Origin of the sequence: Eudoraea adriatica DSM 19308 (assembly GCF_000382125.1) — a bacterium.
In the GTDB taxonomy this organism is placed as follows: Bacteria; Bacteroidota; Bacteroidia; order Flavobacteriales; family Flavobacteriaceae; genus Eudoraea; species Eudoraea adriatica.
The window spans coordinates 355,819-368,102 of record NZ_KB907550.1 but is presented as its reverse complement, the minus strand read 5'-3'; the positions used below and the strand labels follow the sequence as shown (position 1 = coordinate 368,102).

Genomic DNA, 12,284 nt, shown 5'->3' with positions numbered 1-12,284 from the left:
CTACATCTTCACTGGTGATTGTAACTGTTGCATTGTTAGGAGTACCTACCGTATAACCTGCATCATTTGACAAAGTGACTATCACCGTCTCAGGTCCCTCTACTGCCGCATCATTGATTGGTGTTACCGTTATCGTGCCACTAGATGCATTGTTCGCTATATTTACCGTTCCTGTTAAAGGCGTATAATCTGAGCCACTTGTAGCACTTCCGGTAACCGCATAGCTAATTGCAAGATTACCGCCAGATGTATTTGGTGTATCCAAAGTGACTGTAAAAGTGCCGGTATTCAAAGGACTTTCTGCTGCTGCCGCATCCGTGGCTAAAATAGTGGCTTCCTGCCCATATGTATTGGTCACCATTAGCAAAAACAAGCCAACAAAAGGTAGCTTTTTTAAAATCAGAGCCTGAATATCCTTTACTAATAATATATTTCTAAGGTTTACACCCATAATTGTAATCATTGAATTCATAAAAATTCAAACCATAGCAGTTTATGCAGGTTAGGTAAAATAGGGAACCAATATTACTAAAAATGTAGGGCTCTTACTAATAAAAGGGGTTAAAACTGACTTTTTCGGTTGAACTGCAAAAACCATGAATAATTTCCCTAAGTTATTACTGCCGAAACGGCTTCTACAGAGGGCTCAATCTTTTTAACCAACCCCTGCAGCACCTTGCCCGGACCTACTTCCGTAAATAAGGTTGCACCATCGGCAACCATCTGCTTTACACTTTGTGTCCACTTCACAGGACTTGTAAGTTGTGCAATAAGGTTTTGCTTAATTTCATCCGCATTTGTTACGGCTGTAGTAGTGACATTCTGATAAATTGGGCAAGTAGGTTTGCTGAAATTTGTATTCTCAATTGCCGCTGCTAATTCTTCCCTTGCAGGCTCCATAAGAGGTGAATGAAATGCCCCGCCCACGGGTAATACCATGGCCCGTCTTGCCCCGGCCTCTTTTAATGCTTCACAAGCACGATTTATAGCATCTACTTCACCTGAAATCACCAATTGCCCGGGACAATTGTAGTTCGCAGGAACAACAATACCCTCCGTAGCTTCACAAATCCGCTCAACCTCTGCATCTTCAAGCCTTATAACAGCAGCCATGGTACCCGGAACAAGTTCGCAGGCTTTTTGCATTGCTATTGCCCTTTGTGAGACCAATGATAAACCATCTTCAAAACTTAATGTGCCATTTGATACCAAAGCAGAAAATTCACCCAATGAATGCCCCGCAACCATATCCGGCTTAAAATCTTTTCCCATCATTTTTCCTAAAATTACAGAGTGTAAGAAAATGGCAGGCTGTGTAACTTTTGTTTGTTTTAAGTCCTCAGCGGAACCCTGGAACATGATGTCTGTAATACTGAATCCAAGTATGTCATTTGCTTTTTCAAACATTTCCTGAGCCAGGCTGGATTTTTCATACATATCGAGTCCCATTCCTGAAAACTGTGCCCCTTGTCCGGGAAAAATAAATGCATTCATTTTAATCTCTTTTTTGGTTAGGTAAAAATAAGCATAAAAGCATTCTAAAAGCTAATCTTCTTTAAACCAACCTGAATATTTTACATAATTATTTGCAATCCTGTCTATTTCCCCCGAACTTAATTCCACACTGATATCTTTAATCTTTTTAGCGGGCATTCCTGCAAAAACAGATCCCTCAGGAACATGGGTTCCTGCCGTCAGAACTGCGCCAGCAGCAATAATACTGTTGCTTTCCACCACACAATTGTCCATTATTATGCTCCCCATCCCTATTAAAACATTATCCTTTATCGTGCAGCCATGCACCAGGGCATTATGCCCTATAGATACATTGTTGCCGATTGTCGTTGCCGATTTTTGATAGGTGCCGTGAATAACCGCTCCATCCTGTACATTAACTTTATTCCCCATAGTGATGTAATTCACATCACCCCTTACTACAGCATTAAACCAAATACTACACTGGTCACCCATGGAAACTTCTCCAACGATGGTAGCATTTTCAGCTATAAAACAATCTTCACCTATCTGTGGCGTCTTCCCGTTAACTGTCTTAATGATCATAACTATTCGTAATCTTCAGGTTTTGGTTAAAGTTCCCGAAAGTTATTCAAAATACGATAATAATTGTCGCTTTTTAGAAGCAGAAACCAATAATTCTTTCCCATTGGACACAATTACACTTCCCCCTTTTCCTTTTCTATATTTTATTACTTCATTTACATTGACAAGGTAGGACTTATGGATTCTGGCAAAAGCATAATCTGCAAGAGCCTCTTCGAAGTATTTCAATGTCTTGCTTACCAGTAATTTTTTGTTTTCCAGATAAATTTCAGTGTAATTATCATCTGCCTTGCAATAAAGGATATCAGAAACATTTAAAACCTGAAAACCATCTTGCTGGGGTAAGGTAATTTTACCTTCAGCACTATTCATTTTTGACTTTAGAATCCGATCCTCCAGGATATTCTCCTTTTCTTTTATTTCGGTCACATAAGAGACTGCCTTAATGAGTTCATCAATATTTATTGGCTTCATTAAATAATAAGCGGCATGATTGTTTAATGCTTCCAAAGCATAAGAATTGTAAGCGGTTACAAAAACAGTTTCGAAAGACCTGTCCGGTAATTGATCCAGTAAATCAAATGCATTTCCAAAAGGCATTTCTACATCCAGGAAAACAAGATCGGGCTTGGTTTGTGCCAGAATTTTAATCGCCTCCTTAACACTTGCTGCCTCGCCAAGGACATCAACGGTTTTACAATATTTTGCGAGGTAATTGCGTAATATTTCCCTGCTACTGCTTTCGTCTTCAACAATAACTGCCTTTAGTTTCATACTACCTTTCTTAAGGTTAAAATTACCTGAGTGCCTGAAGCATCTTCATTTAAGTCTTTTACAGAAACAGATACTTGGTCCTTATACATTGTATTAAGAATAGCAACCCGTTTTTTGATGTTTTGCATCCCCCTGGAATTTTGGGTTTTCTGATTTTTTGTCTTTAACTCCTTTGACTTTTTTCTCCCTATTCCATTGTCGGTAATTCGGATTTCAATGAGATCTGTCTCTTTTTGTATGATTTCAATACTTAAGGCCCCCTTCTCCTCTTTATATCGAAGTCCGTGCCAAATTGCATTTTCTATATAAGGCTGAAGAAGCATAGGTGGTATCTGAAAGGCCTCTGCATCAATTTGCTTATCTATATTTATCGTATAATCAAACTTCTCCGTAAAACGAGAATGTTCTAATTTCACATATAGTTCAATTAGTTCCAATTCCCTTGAAAGGGAAATAAAATCTTCTTCAGAATTTTCAAGCACAGCCCGCATTAAGGTAGAGAACTCACTTAAATAACGATTAGCACTGCGTTCATCATTTTTTGCAATATAATTGTTAACAGAATTCAGGGCGTTAAAGATAAAGTGCGGATTCATTTGAGAGCGCAATGACTTTAACGCCAACAAGTTATTGGCAAGCTGCTGTTGCTTGTTACTCCTGTAAAAAAAGTAGGCGGCCAGGGCGGTTAGCAAGATCCCAAATACAAGCGAATAAATTATCCACTTTTGCCTTTTATTGCTTTCAAGGGCTAGCTGCTGTTCTGTCAAAGCCAGATTGTACTTACTCTGTGAAAGTTCCCTCTCTTTTTCCAGGCCTGCGATCCTGCTTTGCCCGGTGGCAATTTCTCTGCTCAATTCCGAAGCCCGGGAAATCTCCTGTTCTTTTCTGAGATAAAGTGTATCTACAATTGCAACATACTTCTGATAAGTTTCAAAGGCTTTTGAAAAATTACCCTTATCCCTGTAAACTTCAGAAAGTTTGCGCGTGGCATCTTTTTGAACAACAAGGTCGTTTTCACTATCAGCTTCCTTAATACTCTTCTCTAAATAAGGTATGGCCTCATCATATTTATCCTGGGCAACATAGGCATTGGCAATCTTGTAATTAATACTTTGTGCAGTAATAGAATCGGGTTTTATAGGCGATCTGGCCGATTTTGCACCAGCCCTGGGAAGCGACTGTATTTCATTAAGACTCTTTTTCCTTAACTTAATTTCATCGTCATACTGATTTGTCTTGTTGTAAAAATCCGCGACTTTTTCTTTTTCCTGAATAGCTCGTTGGGGTGCCTGTTGACTTGAAAGTTCCAATGAACTGCCATAATAACTTTCGGCTTCTTCCATTCTGTTATCCTGGGCATAGGCATCCGCGATCTTAGAATTTAAATCGGGAATTTTTGGGCTGACCTGATTTTTATTGGCAACTTTTAAACCTTCCTGATAATAGGCTATAGCCTTTTGAGATTCACCCAATCCCCTATAAACATCGCCCAATGATTCATACAACTCAATTTTTTGATAGGGCACCACGCCCCTTACCTCTTCCAGAGGATGGAGCTCTGCCGCAGCATTACTATAATCCCTGGTTTGGATATATGCATTCCCCAGCAACAAAGCTGTCGCAAAGGTTTTATTGGCTTCCTGAGCGTCCTTAAAATTGGAAATGGCCAAATCATATTGCCTGTGATATTGATAGACCTCCCCAAGATTTGTTAACGCCAGGCCGAGTTCCTTTTTATCAGGGTTTTTACCAAGACTGCTTATAGCCTGTGCAATGAAATCTATACTTTTTGCAATATTGGTTTTCTTATGAAATTTTGCGGAATCCAAATACACCTGATAAGTATTTTCATCGGTATCTTCAGCTCTTTTCTGAGCCTGTGGGAAGCCGGCAAAAAGCACAAGATAAAAGACTAGAAACAGGGCGCTACGCTTTTGCATAATTTGCATTTATACGGATAAACTTACTTGATTTTAGCGGGTTTAAAAAATACGCCTAAATCAAATTACGGTCTGTTTATCGCCGAATAACAGACTTTACACAATCATTGTGCCGTTTCACTCAGTGAGAGGTTCACTTCACTCATTCCCTGTTTTTTCAGAAAAAGTTCAGATCTACATTTAAGCATTAATTCTAATTAAAAAATTACATTATGAAAAGTTTAAAGTATAAAGTAAGTATTGCATTAATAAGTCTGACTATTGGAACAGCTTTCGGTTATGCCCCGTTAAGCATGGAGGACAAAAATAGCTCCGAGGCGGAAACCCTTTTTATTGACAAAAAAGATAAAGAAAACAACCTTGTTAAAATTGCGCTTCTGCTTGATACAAGTAATAGCATGGATGGTTTAATTAATCAAGCCAAAGCGCAACTATGGGATATTGTAAATCAATTTTCCTATGCAAAATGTGGAAAGGGGCACAGGCCCGGCCTGCAAATTGCACTATACCAATATGGAAATGACGCGCTATCTTCAAGAGAAGGTTATATTCAGCAGGTAATTGGATTCAGCAGCGATCTGGATGAGATTTCCGAAAAGCTTTTTTCACTCAGCACAAATGGCGGGGAGGAATATTGCGGGCAAGTTATACAGACCTCGTTGCGTCAGTTAGACTGGGGAAAAAACCCTGATAATTTAAAAATGATTTTTATCGCAGGAAATGAACCTTTTACTCAGGGAAAACTTAATTACAGGGATGCTGTCACCAATGCCAAAGAAAAAGATATCATTGTAAACACCATATTTTGTGGAAACTATCAGCAGGGTATTAGCACAGATTGGAAAAAGGGCGCTACCCTGACCGGGGGAGAATATATGGCCATAGATCATAATAAACGGGTTGTGCACATAGATACGCCCTATGATGACATCATCATTAAACTAAATTCAAAATTGAACAGCACCTATATATCCTATGGTGCCGCGGGAAGTGCAAAACTACAATTACAATCCAGGCAGGACGACAATGCCATGGAAATGGAAGAAGCCGTAGCCGTAAAAAGGGCTGTTAGTAAAAGTTCAGTAATGTATAATAATTCTAACTGGGATCTGATAGATGCCTCTGAAGATGACGAATTTGATGTGGCTTCCATAAAGAAAGAAGAATTACCTAAAGCACTTAGAGATAAATCGAAAGCAGAACTAACTGCGATAATAGGTGCGAAAAAGGCCGAAAGAAAAAGGATTCAAAAGGAAATAAAGGAACTAAATACCAAACGGGAGAATTATATTAGCAAACATTCCAAACAGGAAAAGGGTGAGCTTGAAAACGCAATGTTAAAAGCAATAAAAAGTCAGGCTGCTTCAAAAAAGTTTATTTGGGAATAAAAGTACAATCTCTGTTAAAAATGGGTTTAACAAAAATACTTGTTAAGCCCTTTTTTAGTTTGCACTTGGACAAAAACAGTCGTATCTGTTTTCCCTGGTGGGACCAAAATCATAACCAAGGGTAATCTGGTGAAACCCACCATTATCCAATCTAATATCTCCGGATTGATAAGAATAATTATACGAGAACATAAATCTGTTATAATTTATGCCCACAATTGGAGTAAACAACTGTAGTCTCTGTTCGCCAAAAGTACCATCAACCTGGAACTGAGCTCCGTCAAAACTCCTTCTGTAAGAAAGACCTGCCCAAAGGGTACCCCAACTCATTTCTCTGTAAACCTTAGCATTGAGGTCTATGGTTTTCTCTTCCGTAAATTCTGTTAATTGAAAAAGAACAGAAGGTTCAATCTTCCACAGACCTTTTCCAAATACATAGCCGGCATTAATTAAATACCTCCTTAGATTATCAAATTCAATAGCTGTATAAAGGTCGCGGCCTGTACCCAAAATATTCAGGGCCGCAAAATTTGCATAGAATTCCATATAGTTATAGGACATCCCCAAGTCCATATTAAAATAGCCAACACTATTTTTACCTCCGGTAATAATCGGATCCGGGATAACCGACCTGAACTCAGTTTCATCAAGACTACTTTGTATAAAACCGGCACTCAGCCCGAATGACAACTGATTTAAGATTCTTATTTCAGGGCCCAGCTGCAAATGATGGGCATATGTTAGCTTTGCACCTGTTTGGGAGTGATAGCCATTAGCATCGTTAAATATAATAACCCCTACCCCACTTGAACTCTCAGGAATCCTGTAGTTTGCGCTAAGTGTCTGCAAACTTGGAGCCTCATCCACACTAAACCATTGTTTCCTGGCCGTAAGCCTTATTTTACCGCCATCACTAATGCCCGCCATAGAAGGAAATACCAAATAGTAATTATCTGCCAAATAATCAAAATACACAGGAACACCCTCCTGTGCTGTCAAAGAGCTGGAAAAAGCTACATATGTTAACAAAATCAAGAGGAGTTTTCTCATCTAGGAATAGGGCGTGTATAAAGCGGTTTTATCAAATATAAAGTATAACGGATGAAATACAACATTATTATATATGTGCCGGAAGGGAAAATGGTTGTATTTTTGCGAAAAACAAAACTGATGAAAGAATACGTAATTACCGTAGTAGAAACAAATAATCCGGCTATTTTGAAATTTGAGACTAATCATTTTCTTACTAATGGAAATAATTTCGAATTCAAGAATATTGATGACGCGAAGAATTCACCCCTTGCACAACAATTATTTTACCTCCCATTTATAAAAACCGTATATATTTCAGGAAATTTTATTGCCCTGGAACGCTTTGATATAGTAGATTGGCCATCGGTTAAGGATGACGTTGCACAACAATTAGTGGAATACCTAAATGCCGGGGAACCAATTGTGAATGAAGAAGATGACACAAAGAAAGTAGCCATAACCATATATGCGGAAATTACCCCAAATCCGGCGGTAATGAAATTTGTCGCAAACAGGAAAATTGTTCCGGCTGTTTTTGAATTTAAAAATCTTGATGAGGCAAAAGGTTCAGATCTGGCCAAAAAGTTATTTCACCTGCCTTATGTCAAGGAGGTTTTTATGGATGAAAATTATGTTTCCATTACAAAATATGAGGTTGCAAGTTGGGATGAGATTACCATGGAACTTCGCGAAATGATCCGAAATTTTATTGCAGACGGAAATGAAGTAGTCTCGAGCAAAGAAGTTGCAGCTAAATCTGCAGCATCTTCTGATGCCCCAACAAAAAATCAAGCATTGGATAATACTTCGATGGAAATTATTAATATTCTGGAAGAATACGTTAAGCCTGCAGTTGCCAGTGACGGTGGAAATATTCTATTCCAATCTTATGAAGAAGATAGCAAAATTGTAAATGTTATTCTCCAGGGAGCATGCAGCGGATGTCCTTCTTCGACCTATACCCTCAAAAATGGGATTGAAACCATGTTAAAAAACATGCTGGGAGACAAGGTATCTGAAGTGGTAGCCTTAAACGGATAATTACGACTAAATTTCTCTTTCCCTGTTTTTACATTGATAACTTTACCTAATACGGAAAGGAAGTATTTCGGCAGTATTTAAGGTTATTGAAGGATTGGCAAATTGTAATAAAAATAGTTGCTTAAGCATCGAAATGCATCCCCTATATATGTTTGGTGTTTATAAATAAACATGGTGCAATACCAAAAAAGACGGTAATATTTATGACAATCTAGTAGATGTAAAAATCACTGTTGAAATTAAATAACCATTCCGAAAACAATTAAAAGTGCCTCTCAGGCACTTTTTTTATGCTCCTTAATTAGTGGTAAATTTGTATATGTCTAAGTTCAGATTCTCTTTACTTTTAGCATTAGTTGCCTTAAATGGTTGCTCTCAAAAAAAAGATACCATGTCATACAAACATACCAATGCCTTAATTCATGAAAGCAGTCCTTATCTTTTGCAACACGCTCATAACCCAGTTAACTGGGAACCCTGGAGCACAGCAGCTCTTGAAAAGGCAAAGAATGAAAATAAATTAGTATTAATAAGCATTGGTTATGCCGCATGTCATTGGTGCCATGTTATGGAAAAAGAATGCTTCGAGGATGAAGAAGTGGCTAAACTGATGAATGAGAATTTTATCAATATTAAAATTGACAGGGAAGAACGGCCAGATATTGACCATCTTTATATGGATGCTGTACAGATGATGACAGGAAGAGGGGGGTGGCCATTGAACGTGGTTGCATTGCCAGACGGTCGTCCGTTTTGGGGAGCCACTTATGTTAAAAAAGAGAATTGGATGAAAGTCCTGAATGAGCTAACCAGACTTTACAAGGAACAACCGGGGAAGGTAAATGGTTATGCCACGGATCTGGCTGAAGGCATAAAGGCAATTAATCTTGTTGAAATTACCCCTAATTCTCAGATTTTAACGGAAGCTCAATTAGATAATGCAGTAAAGAAATGGTCTCGCTATTTTGATCATAATTATGGGGGATATAACCGGGCCCCTAAATTTATGATGCCCGGTAATCTTGATTTTTTATTGCACTATGCTACATCCGGAAAAAATGATGACCTCCTTGAGTACATAAATTTAACCCTGACCAAAATGGCTTATGGAGGGATTTATGATCATGTGGCAGGTGGTTTTTCGAGATACTCCGTAGACGGAAAATGGCATGTTCCCCATTTTGAAAAAATGTTATACGACAATGGTCAATTAATAAGCCTGTATTCCAAAGCCTATGCCGTAACCCAAAACCCGCTTTATAGGAAAGTTGTGGAAGAAACCATTTCATTCATTAGCTCGGAGCTTATGGATAGTACAAATGCATTCTATGCTTCATTGGATGCTGATAGCGTTAATGAAAAAGGGGAATTGGAGGAAGGAGCATTTTACGTTTGGCAAAAAGAGGAATTACAAACCTTGCTTACCGATAAATTCGATCTTTTCAAAGATTACTATAACATAAACGATTATGGCCTTTGGGAGCATGGCAACTATGTATTGATAAGGGATAAATCTGAAGAGGAAATAGCCGAAAAACACGAGGTTTCCGTTTCTGAAATCAATGAAATCATTTCAGAGTGCAAACAAATTTTAAACGATGTCCGAAAAAACAGAAACCGCCCCAGATTGGATGATAAAATCCTTTGCTCCTGGAATGGACTAATGCTAAAGGGATTGACAGACGCTTACAGGTTTATCAAAAATGATGATTATCTGGATCTGGCCCTAAAAAATGCCGCGTTTATCAAGGCAACCTTTTTGAATAAAGATGGCAGCCTTTACCATAATCATAAAGATGGTAAAAGCACCATTAATGGATATCTTGAAGATTATGCATCGGTGATAGATGGCTTTATCGGACTTTATGAAATTACCTTTGATGAAAATTGGCTCTACGAGGCCAAAAATCTGACGGATTACTGTATTGCTAATTTCGCTGATGAAAAAAGTGGTTTGCTTTTCTTTACTCCCAGGTCAGATTCTTACGTCATTAGGAGAACCATTGAGAAGGCAGATAATGTAATCCCTTCCTCAAACTCCATTATGGCTAAAAATCTATTTAAATTGTCAAGATTTTTTCCGGATGAGGCTTACGAAAATATGGCACGACAAATGGTTGTGAATCTACAGCAGAGTTTTGAGAAAGATACGGCCAGTTATGCTAATTGGCTTCATCTGGTTTTGTATTTTCAAAAACCCTTTTATGAAATAAGTATTGTTGGAGAAGATTATATGAAAAGAGCCGCTGCCATGCAGCAATCCTATTTACCTAATACTGTGTTTGCAGGTGCCAGAGAAACGAGTGCGTTATCCCTGATTCAAAATCGATATGTGGCAAACAGCACACTTATTTACCTTTGCCAACATGGTTCCTGCAAATTACCAACAACAGATATTACACAGGTATTGAATCAACTTCATTGAAGTCAACAAATTACATTACTTTTTGGACTATTTATTGGCAATATTTGAATTGTTTTAATAATATTGCTTTTCAAAAAATTTAACCATGGAAGACTTACCTAATTACGACAAACACATAGAAAATGCAATAAACTGGTTCTGGGAGATTTTTCCGGATGTAATTACAGCTATTATAATTTTAATAGCAGGGTTTTGGTTTATTAAATTTATTAACCGATTAACACGCAAATTTTTTGACAATAAAGATTATGACCTGGCATTAGAGTCTTTTCTGAAGCAATTGATCAGCATAGGTTTAAAAGTCATTCTCTTTGTCGCGGTCGTTACTCAATTGGGTGTTGAATCTTCCTCTTTACTGGCAGTTATAGGTTCCGCCGGTCTGGCAATTGGCCTGGCTTTGCAAGGCTCTCTGGCTAACTTTGCCGGGGGAATATTAATCCTGTTTTTCAAACCCTTTAAAATAGGCGACTTTATCTCCGCGCAGGGTGTTGATGGTACGGTTAAGGAAATTACGATTTTTACCACCAAGTTAAATACATTTGGCAACCAATTGGCCATTATTCCAAATGGGCAACTCTCCAATAATAACATCATAAACTACAATGCGGAAGAAACCAGGAGGGATAAAATTGATATTGGAATCGGTTATGGTTCTAATATTAAAGAAGCTAAGGATATCTTGCTACAAATATGCCAGGAAAAAACAACTATTTTAAAAGATCCGGAACCCCAGGTGTTTGTAGGTGAATTGGGGGATAGCTCTGTGAATCTCACCCTGCGTTTTTGGGCTAAAAATGAAGACTTCTGGGAGGCTCATTTTTTTGTGATGGAAGAACTTAAAAGCAGATTTGACAAAGCAAATATTGAAATACCATTTCCTCAAAGGGTGATGCATAAGGCTTAATTCCATTTCATAAAATGACGGTATTTTTGTATCTTTAAGTGAATGCAAAATATTTTAGATATGAAAATCGTCCAACTTCTGTTTTTTGGCATTTGCAGTATTGGATTTACCCAATATAATGGAAATGCACTTATTCTGAGCCATGGCCAATTGGAATTAGCTTTTTATGAAGCTCCGACGGTCGGTTCTCAATACCTCAATGAAATTTATCAGGAAGGCACTGCGATTATAGACAGTTCAAAAGAAGAAAACCGGTTAATGCGTTACAATGCATATACTGATGAGATGGAGTTTTTGAGTAAAGAACAGAAACCACTCAGACTCCTAAAACGTGAAAATATTGAAGTTATCCTGAATGGAAAGAAGTATCAGGTATTATTCTATAACTTCAAAAATAAGATAGCCAAGGGTTATTTTAATCCGCTTAATGAAGGAGAGGTTGTACTTTACCTCCAACCTAAGAAGCGCTTATCAATGGCAGAAGCACCGGACAACGGCTATGATGATCTTGCGCCTGCAAAGTACGAGAACAAATTTGAATACTATTTAAAGAATGGTGACAAACCAATTACAAAGGTTGAGATTAACAGAAAAGCTATCCTGAACCAGCTGGGAGACCGCAGAGAGGCTATTAAAAGATATATAAAAGAAAATAAACTCAGGCTCAGTAAGTTAGAGGACGTGATAGAAGTACTGAATTATTACAATGGAGTATAAAT

The 12,284-nt window shown here is 38.0% G+C and carries 11 protein-coding genes; 5 read left to right on the top strand and 6 right to left on the bottom strand.

The features are described from left to right. The 5 genes from G504_RS19280 to G504_RS0113640 all read right to left on the bottom strand — a co-directional run. On the bottom strand, positions 1-463 hold a 463-nt coding region (locus tag G504_RS19280; RefSeq protein WP_169336913.1), incomplete at its 3' end, for a Calx-beta domain-containing protein. 146 nt (positions 464-609) lie between these two features. Then, positions 610-1,494, bottom strand: a complete 885-nt coding sequence (gene fabD / locus G504_RS0113655; protein ID WP_019670753.1) for an ACP S-malonyltransferase — start codon at positions 1,492-1,494, stop codon at positions 610-612. A gap of 51 nt (positions 1,495-1,545) precedes the next feature. After that, entirely contained in the window at positions 1,546-2,061 is a 516-nt protein-coding gene (locus G504_RS0113650) for a gamma carbonic anhydrase family protein (RefSeq protein WP_019670752.1), read from the bottom strand. 42 nt (positions 2,062-2,103) lie between these two features. Further along, positions 2,104-2,835, bottom strand: coding sequence for a LytR/AlgR family response regulator transcription factor (locus G504_RS0113645; RefSeq protein ID WP_019670751.1), 732 nt, complete (start codon positions 2,833-2,835; stop codon positions 2,104-2,106). Continuing rightward, positions 2,832-4,775, bottom strand: a complete 1,944-nt coding sequence (locus G504_RS0113640) for a histidine kinase (RefSeq protein WP_240473049.1) — start codon at positions 4,773-4,775, stop codon at positions 2,832-2,834. Before G504_RS0113640 ends, G504_RS0113645 begins: the two co-directional genes overlap by 4 nt. Positions 4,776-4,987: 212 nt before the next feature. On the opposite strand from G504_RS0113640, the gene G504_RS0113635 reads away from it, so the two are divergent. After that, positions 4,988-6,163 (top strand): vWA domain-containing protein, encoded by a 1,176-nt coding sequence (locus G504_RS0113635; protein WP_019670749.1) that lies wholly within the window; start codon positions 4,988-4,990, stop codon positions 6,161-6,163. A 54-nt stretch (positions 6,164-6,217) separates the two neighbouring features. Here G504_RS0113635 and G504_RS0113630 read toward each other — a convergent pair whose 3' ends face one another. Then, a complete protein-coding gene (locus G504_RS0113630; RefSeq protein WP_019670748.1) occupies positions 6,218-7,213 on the bottom strand; it encodes a PorP/SprF family type IX secretion system membrane protein in 996 nt (331 codons plus the stop codon). Positions 7,214-7,333: 120 nt separating this feature from the next. Here G504_RS0113630 and G504_RS0113625 point away from each other — a divergent pair, with 120 nt between their 5' ends. The 4 genes from G504_RS0113625 to G504_RS0113610 all read left to right on the top strand — a co-directional run bounded on the left by G504_RS0113625 (position 7,334) and on the right by G504_RS0113610 (position 12,282). After that, on the top strand, positions 7,334-8,236 hold the full coding sequence (locus tag G504_RS0113625) for a NifU family protein (protein ID WP_026348584.1): 903 nt from the start codon (positions 7,334-7,336) through the stop codon (positions 8,234-8,236). Positions 8,237-8,627: 391 nt separating this feature from the next. Beyond that, positions 8,628-10,661, top strand: coding sequence for a thioredoxin domain-containing protein (locus G504_RS0113620; protein ID WP_240473048.1), 2,034 nt, complete (start codon positions 8,628-8,630; stop codon positions 10,659-10,661). A gap of 85 nt (positions 10,662-10,746) precedes the next feature. After that, entirely contained in the window at positions 10,747-11,565 is an 819-nt protein-coding gene (locus G504_RS0113615; protein WP_019670745.1) for a mechanosensitive ion channel family protein, read from the top strand. Between the two features lie 60 nt (positions 11,566-11,625). After that, complete coding sequence (locus G504_RS0113610; protein ID WP_157473352.1) at positions 11,626-12,282, top strand: hypothetical protein; 657 nt, start codon at positions 11,626-11,628, stop codon at positions 12,280-12,282. Positions 12,283-12,284: the final 2 nt, after the last annotated feature.

What these genes read in the sequence shown, in the direction of transcription:
- fabD (WP_019670753.1), bottom strand. Translation starts at nt 1,494, where the DNA reads ATGAATGCATTTATTTTTCCCGGACAAGGGGCACAGTTTTCAGGAATG.
- G504_RS0113650 (WP_019670752.1), bottom strand. Translation starts at nt 2,061, where the DNA reads ATGATCATTAAGACAGTTAACGGGAAGACGCCACAGATAGGTGAAGAT.
- G504_RS0113645 (WP_019670751.1), bottom strand. Translation starts at nt 2,835, where the DNA reads ATGAAACTAAAGGCAGTTATTGTTGAAGACGAAAGCAGTAGCAGGGAA.
- G504_RS0113640 (WP_240473049.1), bottom strand. Translation starts at nt 4,775, where the DNA reads ATGCAAAAGCGTAGCGCCCTGTTTCTAGTCTTTTATCTTGTGCTTTTT.
- G504_RS0113635 (WP_019670749.1), top strand. Translation starts at nt 4,988, where the DNA reads ATGAAAAGTTTAAAGTATAAAGTAAGTATTGCATTAATAAGTCTGACT.
- G504_RS0113630 (WP_019670748.1), bottom strand. Translation starts at nt 7,213, where the DNA reads ATGAGAAAACTCCTCTTGATTTTGTTAACATATGTAGCTTTTTCCAGC.
- G504_RS0113625 (WP_026348584.1), top strand. Translation starts at nt 7,334, where the DNA reads ATGAAAGAATACGTAATTACCGTAGTAGAAACAAATAATCCGGCTATT.
- G504_RS0113620 (WP_240473048.1), top strand. Translation starts at nt 8,628, where the DNA reads ATGTCATACAAACATACCAATGCCTTAATTCATGAAAGCAGTCCTTAT.
- G504_RS0113615 (WP_019670745.1), top strand. Translation starts at nt 10,747, where the DNA reads ATGGAAGACTTACCTAATTACGACAAACACATAGAAAATGCAATAAAC.
- G504_RS0113610 (WP_157473352.1), top strand. Translation starts at nt 11,626, where the DNA reads ATGAAAATCGTCCAACTTCTGTTTTTTGGCATTTGCAGTATTGGATTT.